Source organism: Nocardia citri (assembly GCF_054065835.1).
The window spans coordinates 14,444-34,620 of sequence record NZ_JBSUQM010000004.1; the positions used below are offsets into that span (position 1 = coordinate 14,444).

The window sequence follows — 20,177 nt, forward strand, 5'->3', positions numbered from 1 at the left end:
CGCCGGTTGCCATCTCCGGGGCGTAGATCTGCCAGACTAGGCGAGTGACCAAGGCGGTATCGGAAAACGGCTCCTACGTCGAAGCCGGTGAGTTCAAGCGGGATACGAATTACATCACCACACGCGTTACTGCCGATGGCCGCGACGGGTATCCCGTCGAAGCGGGCCGGTATCGGCTGGTCGCGGCGCGGGCCTGTCCGTGGGCCAACCGCACGCTGATCGTGCGCAGGTTGCTGGGGCTCGAAGATGTCATATCGCTCGGGTTGTGCGGGCCGACGCACGACAGGCTGAGCTGGACCTTCGATCTGGATCCCGGCGGGGTGGATCCGGTGCTCGGCATTCCCCGGTTACGTGATGCCTACCTCGCGCGATTCCCGGACTATCCGCGCGGCATCACGGTGCCCGCGGTCGTGGACGTCCCGACCGGACAGGTGGTGACCAACGACTACGCGCAGATCACCCTCGACTTCGCCACCGAATGGACCGCATTCCATCGCCCCGGCGCGCCGCGGCTGTATCCGCAGGAGCTGCGCGCCGAGATCGACGAGCTGAACCTGGCCGTCTTCCGGGATGTCAACAACGGCGTCTACCGGTGCGGATTCGCCGGCACGCAGGACGCGTACGAGGCGGCCTACGATCGACTCTTCGCCCGGTTGGATCAGCTCTCAGAACGCCTCACCACCCAGCGCTACCTGGTGGGCGACACCATTACCGAGGCCGATGTACGGCTGTTCACCACACTGGTCCGCTTCGATCCGGTCTATCACGGCCATTTCAAGACCAACCGCTCCAAGCTGACCGAAATGCCGGTGCTCTGGGCCTATGCCCGCGATCTCTACCAGACACCCGGATTCGGTGACACCGTCGATTTCGACCAGATCAAGGCGCACTACTACGTGGTGCACGCCGATATCAACCCGACCCAGATCGTGCCCAAGGGGCCGGAGCTGGCCGACTGGCTGACCCCGCACGGCCGAGAAGCGCTGGGCGGCAGACCATTCGGCGACGGCACCCCGCCGCCGCCACCGCCGCCCACGGAAACGGTGCCTGTGCTGGGCGAACCGGCGTGATCGAACCGCCACACCGGGAACCCGGCCGGCCGGCCACATCGTTGTCATGACGAGTTGACGGTAGTCGTTGCAATAAGGTCGTTGCGTACGGGCGGAACAGGAGGATATCGCCGTGTTCAAGGGCACGTTCGAGAAGACGGTGGTCCAGCTACTCGATACCGGGTCCCGCCTGCAGGCGCCCGCGGTCGCCAAGTACGTGGACCGGGTGCGCCGTTCGCATCCGTCGGAGAGTCCCGCGCAGATCATCGAGCGGCTGGCGAATCAGTACCTGCTCGCGGTCACCAGCAGCGGCGGTGCGGTCGGCGCGACGGCCGCGGTGCCGGGGGTCGGTACCATCGCGGCGCTCGCGGCGGTCGGTGCCGAGACCACCTTCTTCATGGAGGCGTCCGCGGTATTCACACTGGCTGTCGCGGCCGTGCACGACATCGCCCCCGAGGACAAAGAGACGCGTCGGGCGCTGGTGCTGGCGGTCGTGCTCGGTGAGAGCGGGATGGAGATCGTCGAGAAGACGGTCGGTCATTCGGCGAAGAACTGGGGCACGCTGTTCGCCAATAGGATTCCGGGCCTGGCGAGCATGAACGATTCGCTGCTCAAGCGGTTCATCATCCGCTTCATCACCAAGCGGGCCGCATTGATGGCGGGCAAGGTGGTGCCCGCCGGTATCGGCGCGGTGATCGGCGGCGTCGGCAACCGGGCGCTCGGTAAGACCACGATCAACAACGCGCACAAGGCATTCGGCCCCGCGCCGGTGACCTGGCCCGCCGATCGGCAGCTGGTCATCGACTCCGATCCGCTGCCCGCCCTGGATCCGGCCAAGCCGCAACCCCCGACCACGCCACGATGAGCGCGGGCCGACCGCTCGCCTTCGCTGTCCGCGGCCTGACCAAGCGCTACGACCTGGTCACCGCGGTCGAAAACGTGAGCTTCACCGTGCCGTCCGGGACCACCGCCGCCCTGGTGGGTCCGGCGGGCGCGGGTAAGACCACGATTCTGCGGATCCTGCTCGGTCTGCTCCAGCCGACCTCCGGAACCGCCGCGGTCGGCGGGCCGGGCTCCCGGCGGCGCGACGGATCCGCGGTGGTCGTCGGCGGCATGTCGCAGCCGCGTGGGCTGCATCCGGCACGCAGCGCCCGGGATCATCTGCTGGTCTATGCGGCGGCCGCAGGAGTCGAGGACGCACGAGTCGCCGAGGTGATCCAGCTGGTCGGCCTCGGCGAATTCGCGACGACACGGGCGGGCGAACTGTCGGACGGATCACAGACCCGGCTGGCCCTGGCGACCGCGTTGCTCGGCGATCCGCAGCTACTGATTCTGGACGAGCCCTTGGCCGGTCTCGATGCGGCCGAACGCGCCTGGCTGGCGGACTTCCTACGGCGGCACGCCCGCCGCGGCGGTTCGGCCCTGCTGTCCAGCCAGAGCCTGGCGAACGTGATTCCGATGGCGGACAACGTCATTGTCGTGAGCGAGGGTTCGGTGGTGTATCAGGGCACGCCTGCCCGACTTCGGCGCGGCCACCCCGATCGTCTGGTCGTCGCCGCCTCGACACCGATCGCGCTCGCGACCATGTTGGCCGCACAGGGCTTCACCGATGCGGTGATCCGTCCCGACGGTCGCCTAGCCGTTGCCGAGGCGACCGAAACGCAGATCCGCGCGGCGGCGGCAGCAGCCGGTGTGCGCGTGGACCACATCACCGCCGACCAGATCCATCCGGACCGCGTACTCGCTTCATTGCTCAAACCGGCCCGCCCGCCCCAGCCCGCCCCCTACGCCGGGATCGCACCGTACCAACCGAACCCCAACGGGATTCCACGATGATCACCGTTCTGCCACCGGAGCTTGTTCCGGCCGTCAACTCCGAGGTCCGCAAGGTCACCACGCTGCGCGCCAGCCGAATCCTCGCCGCCCTCATCCCCGCGATAGCCGTCGTCGCGAGCATGCTGAGCGCACTGCTCGCCGGACCCGCCGATCCGAAATCCAATCCGGCAACGGGCACCGCGACCATCGGGCTATATATCGGTCTAGCGGCCGCGATCGTGCTGGCCGGCGCTTTCGGCGCGACCGGTGCCGGTGCCGAATACCGTTACGCGACAATGTCATCCACCGCCCTGTTCACCGCCGACCGAGACCGTCTCGCCGCCGCGAAGTTCCTCGCCACCGCGGGCTTCGCGCTGGTGGCGACCTTCGTCGTCGAACTCATCGCCTTCGCCTGCCTGCTCGGTTTCGGCCGCGGCAAATTCGCCTTCGGGCTGCACTTACTCGCTGTCCTCGGCGGCGGCCTGCTCGCCGCGGTCTGCTGGTCCGTGATCGGCGCCGGTCTAGGATTGCTGCTACGCGGCTCCACCACCGCGGTCGTGGCGATGCTCGGCTGGCTGGTGATCATCGAACCGTTGATCTGGGTCGTCGCCAAGGCCATCGGCTTCGCCGGGGTGGTCACCGTCCTGCCCGGCTCCGCCACCATCAGCACCGTCGCCGTCGGTTCCTTCAAGGACAGTGACTTCCTCGCCCCCACCCCCGCCGCCCTGGTGGTCCTCATCCTCTGGACGATCGCCGCCGGGGGCGCGGCCTGGTGGTTGCTGCGCACCCGCGATATCTGATCCGACCCCGGCCGCAGGGAACAAATACCGGTGCGGCGCGTGTCATTACCGTTCGATATCAGGACGACAATACGGGGTGAGCAGCGGAAATGACCGAGCGCGATATGGGTTGGATGCGCAGGCTGTGGACCGAGTGCCGCAACCACCCGGGAACGGTCACGGGCATCGCGATCGCGTTGGCCGCCGGAGCACTGGTCGAGATCTCGGCGCCGCTGCTCACCAAGCGGGCGGTCGATGCGGCCGGAGTCGGTGACACCTCCGTCATCGGCACCATCGCGGCCCTGCTCGTCCTGGTGGCATTCGGCCGTTTCTGGGCGGCGTTCGGGCGCCGCATATTGGCCGGACGGCTATCCCTCGATGTGCAGCACGCGCTGCGTATCCGCCTGCTCGCCTCGCTGCAACGACTGGACGGTGTCGGGCAGGACGCGCTGCGCACCGGACAGGTGGTGTCACGTTCGATCACGGATCTGCAGTTGGTGCAGGGCCTGTTGGCGATGACCCCGCTGTCCGGGTTGGCATTGCTGGAGTTCCTGTTGGCCGCCGCGGTCATGATGTGGCTGTCGCCGCCGCTGGCCGCCGTCGCACTGCTGGTTGTCCCGGCAATCGCGGCGCTGGTGTACCGGATGCGGCCGCGCCTGTACGCGGCGACGTGGTCGGCACAGCAGCGCGCCGCCGAGGTGGCACAGCATGTCGAAGAGACCGTCACCGGCGTGCGGGTGGTCAAGGGCTTCGGCCAGGAGGCTCGGATGGTGCGCGTGCTGGAGCAGCACGGACGCGTCCTCTATGCCGAGCGCATGCGCGCCGCCGTGATCAATGCCCGCTTCGCACCCGTGGTGACCACGATTCCGCAGGCCGGGCTGGTCGCGGTGATCGTTGTCGGCGGACTGCTCGCCTTGCACGGCGCGATCGGTATCGGCACCTTCCTCGCTTTCTCCGCCTATGTCACCACGATGACAATCACCACCCGAACCATGTCGTCGGTGGTGATCATGGCCCAGCTGACCAGGGCCGCCGCCGAGCGCGTCTACCAGGTCATCGATGCCGCACCGGAAATCGCCGACCCGCCCGCTCCGGCGGAACTCCCCGATGGGCCGCTGGGCATCGACATCGATTCCCTGACTTTTGGATTCGACCCCGACCAGCCCATCCTGCGCGATCTCGACCTGACCGTGCAGCCGGGCGAAACCGTCGCCATCATCGGGCCCGCGGGCTCGGGCAAGTCGACGCTGGCACTGCTTCTTCCCCGCTTCTACGCCCCGGATTCCGGCACCATCGGTCTGTTCGGAGCCCCGACCACCACTTCGGAATTCGCCGACAACGGCGCTGTCGATATCGCCGACCTGCGCGCGTCCGATCTCCGCAGCGCCGTCGGGGTGGTGTTCGACGACCCGTTCCTGTTCAGCGCCACCATCGCCGCGAATATCGCGCTCGGCCGTCCGGCGGCAACCGATGCCGAAATCCGCTATGCCGCAAAGCTTGCCGCCGCCGACGAGTTCATCACCGAACTTCCCGACGGCTACGACACCGTGGTCGGCGAACGCGGATTGACGCTGTCCGGCGGGCAGCGGCAGCGAATAGCCTTGGCCCGAACACTATTGGCGCGGCCACGGATTCTCGTGCTCGACGACGCGACCTCCGCGGTCGATGCGGTGACCGAGGCGGCCATCTTCGACAAACTGCCCGATGCGGGCGGACGTACCACACTGATCCTGGCGCATCGGGAATCCACACTGGCCCACGCGGATCGGGTGATCCGGCTCCCCGGCCCGGTATCCTTCGCGGCCGAGGAATCCGCCCTGGTCGTCGCTGCCCCCGAGACAGCCGGTCTCGGGCACACCACCGCACGTGGCCCCGGGGCCACCACTACCGGTTTCCGCCGCGCCACAGCACCCACCAGCCGGCCGGGCGGATTCTCCAGCGCGGCGGCCGATCTCAGCGAAACCCCCGAATTGCGCCGCACCATCGAACGTCTGCCACCGGCAACCGAACAACCTGGCGTGGACGACGAACAACTGCGTCAACCGGATCCCGAATTCCGACTCCCTCGCCTGCTACGCCCGGTGCGCTGGTTGCTTCTGACCGTCATCGCCCTGCTCGCGCTGGACACCCTCATCGGCGTCGCCTTCCCACCGATCGTGCGCTATGCCATCGATTCCGGTGTCAGCGACCACGACTCGACCGCACTGGCCCGGGCGGGCGGGCTCGGCGCGGTCCTGGTGGTACTCGGATTCGCGGTCGGCGCGTCGAGCACCGTACTCACTGCCCGCACCGGCGAACGCGTCCTCTACGGCCTGCGCGTGCGCAGCTACGCCCATCTGCAGCGGCTGGGCTTGGACTACTACGAGCGCGAGCTGTCCGGTCGCATCATGACCCGCATGACCACCGACGTTGACGCCCTGTCGACCTTCCTGCAAACCGGCGTCGCGGGCACCCTGATCGGCGTACTCACCCTGGTCGGTATCGCGGTCGCCTTGCTGGTCATCGATGTCTCGCTGGCCGCCGTGGTGCTGATCGCATTGCCGCCGCTGCTGGTGGCCACGGCGTTGTTCCGCCGCGTCTCGTCCACCGCGTACACCGTCTCGCGCGAACACGTCTCGACCGTCAACGCCGATTTCCAAGAGAATGTCGCCGGACTGCGCGCCGTCCAGGCCAACCGGCACGAGCCGGTCGCCGCCCGCCGTTTCGCCGAATACTCCGATCGCTACCGGGTCAGCCGGATGCGCGCCCAGCGGGCGATCGCCATGTACTTCGCAAGCGTCATCGCGTGGGCGGATCTGGCGTTGGCCGCGGTCGTGTACTTCGGCGCACGTGAGGTCGCCGATGATGCGACGACCGCGGGCACACTCATCGCCTTCGTGCTCTACCTGCAGCTGCTCTTCGGCCCGATCCTGCAGTTGTCCCAGGTTTTCGACGGCTACCAGCAGGCTCGCGTCGGCCTGCGCCGCATCGGCGACCTGCTGGGCACCCCGTCCTCGATCGCCGCCGATCCACCGGACGCGATCGCGATCGACAACGGATTGCGCGGCGAAGTCGTCCTCGACGACATCCGATTCCGCTATCCGAGCACCGATAAGCCCGCGCTCGACGGAGTGTCGCTGCGGATCCCCGCCGGATCCACACTGGCCTTGGTCGGACCGACGGGCGCGGGCAAGTCGACCATCGTCAAGTTGCTGGCCCGTCTCTACGACCTGCCCCGCGGCGACGACCCGGGTGCGATCGCGGTCGACGGCGTCGACATCCGCGATTACCGCCTCACCGACTATCGCGCCCGGCTCGGCATCGTCCCCCAGGAAGCTCACCTCTTTACCGGCGACGTCGCCAGCAACATCGCATTCGGGAAACCTTGCGCGACCGAAGCGGAGATCGCGGCGGCCGCCACCGCCGTCGGTGCCGCCGACATGATCGCCGCGCTACCGCAGGGCATGCGTCATCCGATCGGTGAGCGCGGCCGCGGACTCTCGGCCGGACAACGCCAACTGATCGCACTCGCCAGAGCCCAACTCGTCCACCCGGATCTATTGCTACTCGACGAGGCCACCGCCACCCTCGATCCGGAGACCGAGGCGTCGGTCCTGGTGGCAAGCCGATCGCTGACTCGCGGCCGGACCACCGTCGTGGTGGCGCACCGGCTGGGCACCGCCGCGCGAGCCGATCGAATCGCGGTCGTCGAGAGTGGACGAATCGCCGAAATAGGGCCGCACGACGAGCTGCTGGCGGCCGGAGGCCGCTATGCCCAACTCTGGGCGGCGGCCAGCGAAACGGGGGGAATATTCTCGAGTGAGGACGGGTCGTCATCATTGGGATCGGGGTTGTCCGGTGGTCGGTCGGTCCACTGATTTGCTGCTGGGCCTATCCTCAGAGAGGGCGCATCGGCGCGCATCCACTGATACCGGTGCCGAGCACGTCACAAACGTCGCAGCGCGAAGAACGAAATGAGGCGAACACCTGCTGTGAGAAGCTCAACTTCCCAGTTCGGACAGAACCAGTGGTTAGTCGATGAGATGTATCAAAAATACAAACAGGATCCATCCTCCGTCGATGAAAGTTGGCATGAGTTCCTCGCCGATTACACGCCCGAAGTCGCGGGTGATACTGGTAACAGCGCCGCGCCCGCGCAGGTGGCCAACCCGGCGCCCGCCCCCGCGCCGGTGAACGCCGCCCCGGCCGCAGCGGCGCCCGCCCCGGCGGCGCCCGCGCCCGCCGCACCCAAGCCTCCCGCGCCCGCGAAGCCTACCTCCCGCGCACCGCAGACGACGCCCGCGCCGACCTCGAATGCCGCGCCCACCTCCGGCGCGCCGAAGCCGGCCGATACCGCGACCGACGAGGCGAAGATCCTGCGCGGCCCGGCCGCCGCCGTGGTCAAGAACATGTCCGCTTCGCTGGCGATCCCGACCGCGACCAGCGTGCGCGCCATTCCGGCGAAGCTGATGATCGACAACCGCCTGGTGATCAACAACCACCTGGCCCGCACCCGCGGCGGCAAGATCTCCTTCACCCACCTACTCGGCTACGCGATCGTGCAGGCGGTCAAGTCGTTCCCGAATCTGAACCGGCACTTCGCCGAAATCGACGGCAAGCCGAACGCCGTCACTCCCGCGCACACCAACCTCGGCCTCGCCATCGACCTGCAGGGTAAGGACGGCAGCCGCTCGCTGGTCGTCGCGGCCATCAAGGGCTGCGAGACCATGACCTTCGGGCAGTTCCACACCGCCTATGAGGACATCGTGCGCCGCGCCCGCGACGGCAAGCTCGGCATCGACGACTTCACCGGTGTCACCATCTCGCTCACCAACCCGGGCACCATCGGCACCGTGCACTCGGTGCCGCGGCTGATGCCGGGCCAGGGCGCCATCATCGGCGCGGGCGCGATGGAGTACCCGGCCGAATTCCAGGGCATGAGCGACGAGCGCATCAACGAACTCGGCATCGGCAAGCTGATGACCCTGACCTCGACCTACGACCACCGCATCATCCAGGGCGCGGAATCCGGCGACTTCCTGCGGACCATCCACACCCTGCTGATCAGCGACGAGTTCTACGACGAGATCTTCCACGGCCTCGGCGTGCCGTACGAGCCGGTGCGCTGGCGCAAGGACGTCAAGGAACGCGGCGTCGACAAGAGCACTCGCGTGCTCGAGATGATCGCGGCCTACCGCAACCGCGGCCACCTGATGGCCGACACCGATCCGCTGCGCCTGGTCAAGGACAAGTTCCGCAGCCACCCGGACCTGGATGTCACCCAGCACGGCCTCACCCTCTGGGACCTGGACCGCACCTTCGATGTCGCGGGTTTCCACGGCCAGGAGCGGATGAAGCTGCGCGATGTGCTCTCGGTGCTGCGCGATGCCTACTGCCGCCACGTCGGTGTGGAGTACACCCACATCCTGGAAACCGAACAGCTGCAGTGGATTCAGGAGCGGGTCGAGCAGAAGCACGTCAAACCGACTGTCGCGCAACAGAAATACATCCTGAACCGGTTGAATGCGGCGGAGGCCTTCGAAACCTTCCTGCAGACCAAATACGTTGGTCAGAAGCGCTTCTCGCTCGAGGGCGCCGAGGCCGTCATCCCGATGATGGACGCCACCATCGACCAGTGCGCCGAGCATTCGCTCGACGAGGTCGTCATCGGTATGCCGCACCGCGGTCGCCTCAATGTGCTCGCCAATATCGTCGGCAAGCCGTACTCGAAGATCTTCACCGAGTTCGAGGGCAATATGAACCCGGCGGCCACCCACGGCTCCGGCGATGTGAAGTACCACCTCGGCGCGCGCGGCACCTATCTGCAGATGTTCGGCGACAACGAGATCGAGGTTTCGCTGACCGCCAACCCCTCCCACCTCGAGGCGGTAGACCCGGTGCTCGAGGGTCTGGTGCGCGCGAAGCAAGACCTTTTGGACAAGGGCGACGGGCCGGAGGGGTTCTCCGTCATGCCGCTGATGCTGCACGGTGACGCCGCGTTCGCGGGTCAGGGTGTCGTCGCGGAGACGTTGAACCTGTCGGGGCTGCGCGGTTACCGCGTCGGCGGCACCATCCACATCGTGGTGAACAACCAGATCGGCTTCACCACCGCACCGGAGAACAGCCGCTCCACCGAATACTCCACCGATATCGCGAAGTTCATCGGCGCGCCGATCTTCCACGTGAACGGTGACGATCCGGAGGCCTGCGACTGGGTGGCGCGGCTGGCGGTGGACTTCCGCCAGAAGTTCCGCAAGGACGTCGTGATCGACATGATCTGCTACCGGCGTCGCGGCCATAACGAGGGCGACGACCCGTCGATGACCCAGCCGTACATGTACGACGTCATCGACACCAAGCGCTCGGTGCGCAAGGCCTACACCGAGAGCCTGATCGGCCGCGGCGATATCTCGCTCAAAGAGGCCGAGGACGCGCTGCGTGACTACCAGGGTCAGCTGGAGCGGGTGTTCAACGAGGTTCGCGAGCTGGAGAAGTACGTCCCGGAGCCCAGCGAATCGGTCGAGGACGACCAGCAGGTGCCGACCACGATTCTCACCGCCGTCGACAAGACGGTGCTGCAGCGCATCGGCGACGCATTCCTCAATGTGCCGGACGGCTTCAGCGTGCACCCGCGCGTAAAGCCGGTGCTGGAGAAGCGCCGCGAAATGGCCTACGAGGGCAAGGTCGACTGGGCCTTCGCCGAGTTGCTCGCCTTCGGCACGCTGATCGATGAGGGTCGCGCGGTGCGTCTGACCGGTCAAGACTCGCGTCGCGGTACCTTCACCCAGCGGCACGCGGTGATCATCGATCGCAAAACCGCCGACGAATACACCCCGCTGCACAACATCGGCAGCAGCACTCCGGGTTGGTTCGCGGTGCACGACTCGGCGCTGAGCGAATACGCCGCCGTCGGCTTCGAATACGGCTACTCGCTGGGCAACCCGGACGCACTTGTGTTGTGGGAGGCGCAGTTCGGTGACTTCGTCAACGGCGCGCAGTCCATCATCGATGAGTTCATCTCCTCCGGTGAGGCCAAGTGGGGTCAGCTCTCGGAGGTCGTGCTGCTGCTGCCGCACGGTCACGAGGGTCAGGGCCCGGACCACACCTCCGGTCGCATCGAGCGCTTTCTGCAGCTGTGCGCCGAGGGCTCGATGACGGTCGCGGTGCCGTCCACCCCGGCGAATTACTTCCACCTGCTGCGCCGCCATGCGCTCGACGGCATCCGCCGCCCGCTGATCGTCTTCACGCCGAAGTCGATGCTGCGCAATAAGGCCGTGGTCTCGGACCTGAAGGACTTCACCGAATCGAAGTTCCGCTCGGTCTTCGACGAGCCCACTTACGAACAGGGCATCGGCGACCGCAACAAGGTCAAGCGCGTCCTGCTCACCAGCGGTAAGCTCTACTACGAGCTGGTCGCCGAAAAGGCCAAGCAGAAGCGCGAAGACGTCGCCATCGTCCGCATCGAGCAGCTCTACCCGCTGCCGAAGTTCCGCCTCAACGAGGCACTGGCCGGCTACCCGAATGCGACCGATATCGCCTGGGTCCAGGAGGAACCGGCCAACCAGGGCGCCTGGCCCTTCTTCGGCCTGAACCTGCCGGAACTCCTCCCGGAGCGGTTCACGAAGCTGCGCCGCATCTCCCGCCGCGCCATGTCGGCTCCTTCTTCGGGTTCGTCGAAGGTGCACGCCGTGGAGCAAGCCGAAATCGTGGCCGAGGCCTTCGAACCGACCGCGTAGTTTTCCCCTGACCCAACGCCGGGCCGAATCCGCTCTCCGAGAGAGTGATTCGGCCCGGCGTTGTTGTTGGTCGACATCGCCCGCGAATGCCCGGTACAATCTGCGAGTTTGAGCGAAAGTGGGGGCTCGCCGGTTTCCGGCCAGGATCTTTCAGTCGTGCCCGAGAAGGTACCTGGTGTGCGTCAGAATCGGGATGATCAAGCGCGGTCCGAGGTGACTCATGCTCAACAGCGTCGTAGTCTGGATTACATGCGTCACAAGGTTACAGACAAAGCTGTCGGCAACCGGCCGGCCCGCCAGGTCGAGACGATCATCATCGGCAAAATGGTGAAGAGCGTGCGGAATGCCGGCGGCTGCGCCAGCCGGCGTCCGGACAAGCACGGTAACAACACCACGTTGTGGCCGGACTCCACCTTCGCATTCCGCGGACTCACCGAGAATTTCGATATCGCCGTGTATGAAACGACGACCGTCGAATCCTCCCGAAACGATCCGAAAGTGGTGGCACAGTGAATACATCGCCGCGAAGGGGTGGGCGCAATGATGCTTACTTCAAAGATAAGGTCTGCGTGATCACCGGGGCCGGTTCCGGGATCGGCCGCGCGCTCGCGGAGAACCTGGCCAGGCGCGGCGCCAAACTCGCACTCTCCGATATCGATACCGACGGCTTGGCCGAAACCGTGCGCCGCTGTGAAGCGTACGGGGCCGAGATCAAATCCGATCGGCTGAATGTGACCGAACGCGAGGCGGTGCTGCTGTACGCCGACGCCGTCAAGGCGCACTTCGGCAAGGTGCACCAGATCTACAACAACGCGGGCATCGCCTACCACGGCGAGGTGATCCGCTCGGAGTTCAAAGATATCGAGCGCATCATGGACGTCGACTTCTGGGGCGTCGTCAACGGCACCAAGGCCTTCCTGCCGCTGCTGATCGAATCCGGCGATGGCCACGTCGTCAATGTCTCCAGCCTGTTCGGCCTCATCGCGGTACCCGGCCAGAGTGCTTATAACGCAGCTAAATTCGCGGTGCGCGGCTTCACCGAAGCACTGCGTCAGGAGATGTTCGCCGGTAAACATCCAGTCAAGGTGACGTGTGTACATCCCGGCGGTATCAAGACCGCCGTCGCCCGCAACGCCACCTATGCCGCGGGCATCGACAGCGCGCGTGCCGCATCGCTGTTCGACAAGAAACTGGCCATTCACACACCGGAAATGGCCGCGCAGACCATTACCGAGGGCGTCCGCAAGGGACACGGCCGCGTGCTGATCGGCTGGGAGGCCAAGCTGCTCGACCTGTTCGTGCGGGTCACCGCCTCCGGATATCAGCGCATCGCCGCCACGGTCAACCGTCCTTTCCTATCCTGAGCCACCGACGCGCGAAGTCGAGGAAAACCCATGCGTGACATCAATATTCCGGTACCCGTCGCGCGGACGCTGCTGAGTCCGATCTTCCGGGTCACGCTGAACGCACGGCTGCCTTGGCGGCTGCAGCGGCTGCTGCTCGATATCGGTTCGCGCGCACAGTTCCTGCCGTCGGGCACGACCGTGCACCAACTCCGGCTCGGCAGCCGCCCCGCCGAGCGGATCACCGCGGGCCCGGACAGGCCGAACCCGAATGCCGGCGCCGTGCTCTACCTGCACGGCGGCGGTTATGCGGTCGGATCAGTTGCGACGCACCGTTCGCTGGCCGCCCGGCTGGCTCACGAAATCGGTTGCGCTGTCTATGTTCTCGACTACCGACTGGCACCGGAACACCCGTTCCCGGCCGCGCTGGCAGACGCCGAATCGGCCTTCCTGGAGCTGGTCGGAAATATCGGCTACCGCCCCGAACAGATTGCGCTGTCGGGTGATTCGGCAGGGGGCGGACTATCGCTGGCCACCGCGCAGCGGCTCATCGCCGAACACGGCTACACCCCGGCCGCGCTCGGCCTGATCGCGCCGTGGGTGGATCCGAATCAGGTCCCGGACAAGTTCCGCGATCTGGTGCTCAACCGACCGTGGTCGCGCGCGTGCGCCGCGGCCTATCTCGGCGACGGGGACGCCGAGGACACCGGCTACACACCGCTGCACGGTGAACTGCGGGGTTTGCCCCCGACATATGTACAGGTCGATGTCAGCGAACTGCTGCATACGCAGTGCGTCGAATTCGTGACGGCTCTGCGGGCCGCGGGCGTGCGCGCGCGGCTTACCGAGAGCAAGGGGCTATGGCACGTCGCGCAACTGCAGGCCGCGCTCGTCGGCCCCGCCGCCGCGGCACTGACCGAACTGGCCGATTTCCTGCGAGAAGCGTTCCAGCCGGTCTCGCTGCGCGACCTAGGATAGATCTGTGAACAGGCCCAGCTGACGTACGGGTCACAAGTGTCGTAAATTACTGGCGAGTAAACCACGTGGAAGGGCACTGATGCGAGAGTTCGAAGTCCCGGCTTCCTACACCATCCCGGAGGACGCGAACAATTCCGATAACGTCTTCCGGTACGCCGAGCAATCGCCCGGCGCGGTGCTGTTCAACGTCACCGACGGTGGTGGTTGGCGGGATATCAGGGCCGCGGAATTCGCCAGAGCGGTCACCGATGTGGCCAAGGGCCTCATCGCTTCCGGTCTCGAGCTCGGCGATCGCGTCGCCATCATGGCCCCCACGCGCTACGAGTGGGTGTTGCTCGATTTCGCCGTCTGGGCCGCCGGTGGTTGCACGGTCGCCATCTACGACAGCTCGGCCGCCGAACAGGCCAAGTGGATCCTGCAGGACTCCGCCACCAAGCTGCTGGTGCTCGACAGCGATAAGCACCGCAAGGTCATCGACGAGATCGAGGCGGGCGCGCTCGCGGATCTCGAGGAGACGCTGCAGATCGATAAGGGCGCCGTCGACGCTCTGATCGAGCGCGGTGCCGAACTCGACGACGCGGTCGTGCACGCGCGCCGCGCCGAGGTCAATGCCAAGTCCCCCGCCACCCTGATCTACACCTCGGGCACCACCGGCCGCCCCAAGGGCGTCATGCTCTCGCATTCGAATCTGTACGCGGAGTCGAAGTCCGGCCGGATCGCACTGCAGCGGTACGTCGTCGAGGGCAAGAAGACACTGATGTTCCTGCCGCTGGCGCACGTCTTCGCACGTGCTGTCACGCTGGCCGCGTTCGACGCCAAGGTGATCATCGCGTTCACCGCCGACTGGTCCACTCTGGTCGAACAGTTCGGCAGCTACCGCCCGCACTTCATCCTCGCGGTGCCGCGCGTATTCGAGAAGGTGTTCAACAGCGCCAAGCAGAAGGCGCACGACGGCGGTAAAGGCAAGATCTTCGACGTGGCCGCCGAAACCGCCATCGCCTACAGTCAGGCGCTCGACAGCGGTCGGCTCGGCCTGATGCTAAAAGTCAAGCACACGGTGTTCGACAAGCTCGTCTACAGCAAGCTGCGGGTCGCGCTCGGCGGTCAGTGTGAGGCCGCGGTCTCCGGCGGCGGACCGCTCGGTGCGCGCCTGGGCCACTTCTTCCGCGGCGTCGGCGTCACCGTCTACGAGGGCTACGGCCTCACCGAGACCGCCGCGGCCATCACCGTGAACACCCCCGGCAATATTCGTATCGGCACCGTCGGCAAGCCGATCGAGGGGCATGCGGCGAAGATCGCCGAAGACGGCGAACTGCTGGTGCGCGGATCGGTGGTCTTCAACGGTTACTGGGGCAATGCCGAGGCCACCGAGGACGCGTTCACCGACGGCTGGTTCAAGACCGGCGACTTGGGCGCCATAGATGGCGACGGGTACGTCACCATTACCGGCCGCAAGAAGGAAATCATCGTCACCGCGGGCGGCAAGAACGTCTCCCCGGGGCTGATGGAGGATTCGCTGCGGGCCCACCCGCTGATCAGCCAGGTCATGGTGGTCGGCGACGGACAGCCATTCATCGGCGCGCTGATCACCCTCGATCCCGAAGCGCTGCCGGGTTGGAAGGAACGCAACAACCTGCGTGCCGACACCCCCATCGAGCAGGTGATCGAGAATCCCGCGCTGGTCGCGGAGATCAATGCCGCGGTCGCCGACACCAATAAAAAGGTCTCGCATGCCGAGGCGATCAAGAAGATCCGCATCCTGCCCGTCGACTGGACGCAGGAGACCGGTGAGCTGACGCCGAAGATGTCGCTGAAGCGGGCCGTGGTGATGAAGCAGTACGCGTCCGAAGTGGAGAAGATCTACAACTGACACTGGTTGTGCGCGGCGCCGTCCGCGAATTGCGGGCGGCGCCTTCGCATTTCATCTGGTTCGAGCGGGATTGCGCGGAATCGAGTGCCGCTGAGACCGGAGGTCACACTCACTGCGGACGTACCTGGCGAACTCGCGCGGTTCGAGCCGTTCGACGAAGCCCTCGATCACCGCACATCCGCGCCGTCGCTGCTGCTCATCCGAACGCTGCGGCCACCCCGCGGACCGACGCTCACGTCACCGAATGGTCATACTCCCCGACCGCACCCCGCAGTACGCTCGGACCATGGCTGAACTGCGCTTTCGGGTGGCGGCGGGCATCGCCGCCGCCGGCCTGGCACTCGGCGTCGCCGAACTCGTCGCCGCCTTCACCGGCCCCGGCACCACACCCCCGAATGCCCTCGGCTCGACCGTCATCGATCACACCCCGGACGGCCTGCGTGAATGGGTCATCCAAACCGTCGGCACCAATGACAAGACCCTGTTGTTCGCCTGCATGGCACTCGTGGCCGTGCTGGTCGCCGGATTCATCGGCGCCATCGAACGAACAGACCGCCCGCGCGGATCCTGGCTCCTGGCCGCCCTGGGCCTGCTCACCGCGGCCATCGCCATCGGCCGCATCGGATTCGCCGCCGCCTGGCCCACCATAATCGGCGTCGCCGCAGGCAGCTACGCCCTGCGCGCTTTGACCGACCGCATCGACAACGCAGCGGCCGCCGCGCATACTCCCGCTCGAGCGAGTGCTGGACCGCAAGCCGCAGCCAGCGGCGACACAACGAGTCGGCCGCAAGCCCCGGAACCGAGCTCAGGCAGGTCAAAAACGCCGAAACCCGTTGCCACCGAGGGCGACGCGGATACGTCGGCACCGGCCGTGCCCACTCCCGGCTCCGCGAGCACCGCATCCGGCGACGAAGCAACGGGGCGGCCGCAGCGCCCGGACCCCGCCTCAGGACAGTCCGCCATATCGAAAGCCGTTGCCGCCGAAGCCGACTCAGCGAATCGGCCGGCCGCGACCGCACCGGCAGCCGAGAAGGAACCCGCACATGCGGCGGTAGACCCTGTTGCCCGGCCGCAGCGGCGACAGGTGCTGCGGGGCATCGCGATTACGGGTGGGCTGGCATTGCTCGGTGGCGTGGGTGGGCGGCTGATCGGGATGCGGCGGCGGGATGTTTCCGGTGAGCGCGCGGCGATCCAGTTGCCGGAGCCGAGTGGACCGGCGGTTTCGCTCGCACCGGATGCGGATTTGAAATTGCCCGGGCTGACGCCGTATCTGACGTCCAATAGCGACTTCTATCGCATCGATACCGCGCTGATCGTGCCGCAGGTATCGGTTGACGATTGGTCCTTGCGGATCCACGGGATGGTGGATCACGAAATCCAGCTCAGCTGGGGCGATCTCGCCAAGCGAACACCGGTTGAAACCCTGGTGACACTGGCGTGTGTATCGAATCCGGTCGGCGGCGATCTGATCGGCAATGCTCGCTGGCGCGGCTACCGCCTCGACGAACTGCTCGCCGAGGCCGGCCCGCATCCGGATGCCGATATGGTGCTGTCGCACAGCATCGACGGTTTCACCGCGGGCAGCCCGCTGGCCGTACTCACCGACGGCCGCGACGCGCTGCTCGCCGTCGGCATGAATGGCGAACCGCTTCCGGTCGCACACGGCTATCCGGCCCGACTGGTCGTCCCCGGCCTCTACGGATACGTCTCCGCCACCAAATGGGTGACCGAACTGGAGATCACCCGCTTCGACCGTGCCACCGCCTACTGGACCCGACGCGGCTGGTCCGCCTACGGTCCCGTCAAAACCGGTGCCCGCATCGACACCCCGCGCGCCCGCGCCAAACTGCGAGCGGGCAGCATCGCCATCGCCGGTGTCGCCTGGGCCCAGCACCGCGGTATCCGAGCCGTCGAAGTCCAAATCGACGACGGCCCATGGCGACCCGCCCGACTGTCCACCGAACAATCCATCGATACCTGGCGCCAATGGGTCTACGACTGGAACGCCACCCCCGGCCCGCACACCATCCGCGCCCGCGCCACCGACGGCACCGGCGAAACCCAAACCGAAGCCAGCGCCCCGGTAGTTCCCGACGGCGCCACCGGCTACCCCAGCACCACGGTCACCGTCGGCTGAGCCATATCACTTCGACCGCGCGCCAATGAGATAGACCTGCGCGTGCGCCCCGCGGACCGACCGGCCCGCGGGGCGCAAATCACTCGACGACTCAGACGCCGACGGTGTCGGCCTTGGCCAGGTCGGTCTTCGTGCCGGCGGCGGCGGGTCGGCCGTGGCGGATGAAGAGTGCCGAGGCGATTACGCCGATCAGGAGGATGCCCGCGGGGAGCAGGATGGCCTGGCTGAGGGCGGTGCTGAAGGCGTCCTTGACGAATTCGGGGAGGGGACCTCGGCCTGCACCGGCTTCGGTGACCTTTCCGCCGCCGAGGCCGTTCGCGCTTATGCGGCCCGCGACCAAAGCGCTGATCGCGGCGCTGCCGAGTACCGACCCCACCTGGCGGGTGGTGTTGTAGACACCCGCGCCGGCACCGGCCTGCTGGATCGGCAGATTGTGTGTGGCGGTGGAAGACAATGGCGCCCAGATGCAGGCATTGGCGATACCGGCCAGCGCGCCCGCGAGCATGAACCACACCAGCGAGGAATGCGGCGTCATCACGGCCGCGAACCAGAAGACCGAGGCCGAGAATCCGATGAATCCGATGGTCGGCACGATGCGCGGGTGCAGCCTGTCGGAGATCTTGCCGATGATCGGCGCGAAGATGCCGGTAACGATCGCCATCGGCGCGAATACCAGGGCGGACCTGGTCGGTGACATCTCCCGCACCGCTTGCAGGTAGAAGTACCCCGGCACCATCATCGAGGTGATCGCGGCACCCATGGCCGCGATGGCCACATTCGACAGCGCGAAGTTGCGATCACGGAACAGCCCCAACGGCAGCAGCGGCTCACCGGTATTGCGCGACTGGTTCACCAGGAATACCGCGAGCACGACGACGCCCGCGCCGATCATCAGCCAGATACGCGCCGACCAGTCGTAGGTATTGCCTTCCTGGATACCGAAAACCAGCAGGGACAGGCCGATACCGCTGAGCACCACACCCGGAATGTCGAACTTGTGCGCATTCGTCGGCAGTGCCGGAACCAGCCAGAGCGCGAGCGCGAAGGCGACGATACCGACCGGAATATTGACGATGAAGATCCACTCCCAGCCGAGCCCATCGACCAGCACACCACCGAGGATCGGGCCGACCAGCGTGGCGAGACCGGCGACACCACCCCACACACCCATGGCCGCACCGCGCTTGTCCGGCGGGAAGGTCCTGGTGATCACCGCCATGGTCTGCGGTGTCATCAGCGCCGCGCCGAGACCCTGGGCGGCCCGCGCGGCGATCAGCATGGCGATCGATCCGGATAGACCGCACCACAGCGACGTGGCGGTGAAGACGGCCAGACCGATCAGGTAGAGGTTCTTGGGCCCGTAACGATCACCGAGCCGGCCGGTGACCAACAGCGGCACCGCATAGGTCAGCAAATACGCGCTGGTCACCCAGATGACCTGGGAAATGTCGGCCTGCAGATCCTTCATGATCGCCGGATTGGCGACCGCGACGACGGTCATATCCAGCAGGATCATGAAGAAGCCGACGACCAGCGCGAACAGCGCCAGCCACGGATTGCGTTGAGTGGTCATGAAGGTGGTTCCTATCTCGGATGTCTGTCCCGGGTGACAAGGACGGCAAAGACTCGAATCGGATGCTGCGCGCACCGATACACATCACGGCGGCGACGCGCTGGTCTGGCTCCAGCGGCGCGGTACCGGGGGTTGTTCGGAACTTTCTCGGTCGGACCACGGGTGCTGATGATCGGTGACGCGGACGCTGGTAGCGGGGTCGAATTCGTCCCACTCCATCGCGCCGCTGTCCACTTCGCAGATCAGGTTTTCGACCCAGGCGATCTCGGCCGCGATCGTGGCATGCAGATACTGGAGCACGATCCAGTAGCGACGCGGCACGGCGCGCGCACCCGCCCACTGGCTCATCATGTCGACATCGGCGAGGTCTTGCGCCAGCCGCTCGACCCGCTCGCGCAGTAGCGCGAGCACTTGCGGCGCGGGCAGGTTGTGTGCCTCGGCGAGCGCAACCGGGAACACCGGGTAATCCCGCCCGGGATTCCGCAGTATCTCGGCGATTCGGGAACGCAATGTCTCCCGGCCGCTTTCGGTGATCCGGTAGGTCGTGCGCTCCGGCCGATTCCCGTCTCGGTCGACCCTGTCGGCTCGCACCAATCCCTGGTCGGCCAACCGCGTCACCGTGTGATAGAGCGAGCCCGGCCGCACCTTCACCAGCATGTCCTGCCGGCGGGTGATAAGCAGCTGATACGCCTCGTAGGGATGCATGGGCCGCTCTTCGAGCAGCGCGAGCACAGCGATCGCCAATGGCGTCACCGGTGGGCGCGCGTGCTGCCCCAATTTCGGTCACCTCCTGCATAACGCTCGCGGACGCGAGATCGAATCCCGGAGCACGTACGGTAGTCGCGACCACCGTACATGCTCCGCATCAAATACTCCGGATGGAATATACGGCGCGGAGCAATCGGCGACAAGACCGCG

The 20,177-nt window shown here is 66.5% G+C and carries 13 protein-coding genes; 11 read left to right on the plus strand and 2 right to left on the minus strand.

Annotated features, from left to right (window positions below; genetic code table 11):
- The first annotated feature begins 44 nt into the window (after positions 1-44).
- From ACW2Q0_RS08025 to ACW2Q0_RS08075, 11 genes are all read left to right on the plus strand, one after another.
- Complete coding sequence (locus tag ACW2Q0_RS08025; RefSeq protein WP_457187779.1) at positions 45-1,070, plus strand: glutathione S-transferase family protein; 1,026 nt, start codon at positions 45-47, stop codon at positions 1,068-1,070.
- A gap of 112 nt (positions 1,071-1,182) precedes the next feature.
- On the plus strand, positions 1,183-1,914 hold the full coding sequence (locus ACW2Q0_RS08030; RefSeq protein ID WP_457187781.1) for a hypothetical protein: 732 nt from the start codon (positions 1,183-1,185) through the stop codon (positions 1,912-1,914).
- Positions 1,911-2,885 carry an ABC transporter ATP-binding protein gene (locus ACW2Q0_RS08035; protein ID WP_457187783.1) on the plus strand — a complete coding sequence of 325 codons (975 nt, stop codon included), beginning with the start codon at positions 1,911-1,913 and terminating at the stop codon, positions 2,883-2,885. Before ACW2Q0_RS08030 ends, ACW2Q0_RS08035 begins: the two co-directional genes overlap by 4 nt.
- Complete coding sequence (locus ACW2Q0_RS08040) at positions 2,882-3,664, plus strand: ABC transporter permease (RefSeq protein ID WP_457187785.1); 783 nt, start codon at positions 2,882-2,884, stop codon at positions 3,662-3,664. The genes ACW2Q0_RS08035 and ACW2Q0_RS08040 overlap by 4 nt, the downstream gene beginning before the upstream one ends.
- Before the next feature lie 89 nt (positions 3,665-3,753).
- The gene (locus tag ACW2Q0_RS08045; protein ID WP_457187787.1) at positions 3,754-7,500 is read left to right on the plus strand and encodes an ABC transporter ATP-binding protein; all 3,747 of its coding nucleotides are present in this window, start codon (positions 3,754-3,756) and stop codon (positions 7,498-7,500) included.
- 165 nt (positions 7,501-7,665) lie between these two features.
- Positions 7,666-11,358: a multifunctional oxoglutarate decarboxylase/oxoglutarate dehydrogenase thiamine pyrophosphate-binding subunit/dihydrolipoyllysine-residue succinyltransferase subunit gene (locus tag ACW2Q0_RS08050; protein ID WP_457187789.1), complete on the plus strand. Its 3,693-nt coding sequence runs from the start codon at positions 7,666-7,668 to the stop codon at positions 11,356-11,358.
- 156 nt (positions 11,359-11,514) lie between these two features.
- Positions 11,515-11,871 (plus strand): hypothetical protein, encoded by a 357-nt coding sequence (locus ACW2Q0_RS08055; RefSeq protein ID WP_457187791.1) that lies wholly within the window; start codon positions 11,515-11,517, stop codon positions 11,869-11,871.
- The gene (locus ACW2Q0_RS08060) at positions 11,868-12,722 is read left to right on the plus strand and encodes an SDR family NAD(P)-dependent oxidoreductase (protein ID WP_457187793.1); all 855 of its coding nucleotides are present in this window, start codon (positions 11,868-11,870) and stop codon (positions 12,720-12,722) included. The genes ACW2Q0_RS08055 and ACW2Q0_RS08060 overlap by 4 nt, the downstream gene beginning before the upstream one ends.
- Positions 12,723-12,752: 30 nt before the next feature.
- Positions 12,753-13,679, plus strand: a complete 927-nt coding sequence (locus ACW2Q0_RS08065) for an alpha/beta hydrolase (protein WP_457187796.1) — start codon at positions 12,753-12,755, stop codon at positions 13,677-13,679.
- 79 nt (positions 13,680-13,758) lie between these two features.
- Positions 13,759-15,549: an AMP-dependent synthetase/ligase gene (locus ACW2Q0_RS08070; RefSeq protein WP_457187798.1), complete on the plus strand. Its 1,791-nt coding sequence runs from the start codon at positions 13,759-13,761 to the stop codon at positions 15,547-15,549.
- Positions 15,550-15,835: 286 nt separating this feature from the next.
- A complete protein-coding gene (locus ACW2Q0_RS08075; protein ID WP_457187800.1) occupies positions 15,836-17,686 on the plus strand; it encodes a molybdopterin-dependent oxidoreductase in 1,851 nt (616 codons plus the stop codon).
- A gap of 91 nt (positions 17,687-17,777) precedes the next feature.
- On the opposite strand, the gene ACW2Q0_RS08080 is transcribed toward ACW2Q0_RS08075, so the two are convergent.
- Together ACW2Q0_RS08080 and ACW2Q0_RS08085 are read right to left on the minus strand one after the other, a co-directional pair.
- Positions 17,778-19,259, minus strand: a complete 1,482-nt coding sequence (locus ACW2Q0_RS08080) for a DHA2 family efflux MFS transporter permease subunit (protein WP_457187802.1) — start codon at positions 19,257-19,259, stop codon at positions 17,778-17,780.
- 84 nt (positions 19,260-19,343) lie between these two features.
- Positions 19,344-20,036: a PadR family transcriptional regulator gene (locus ACW2Q0_RS08085; protein WP_457187804.1), complete on the minus strand. Its 693-nt coding sequence runs from the start codon at positions 20,034-20,036 to the stop codon at positions 19,344-19,346.
- Positions 20,037-20,177: the final 141 nt, after the last annotated feature.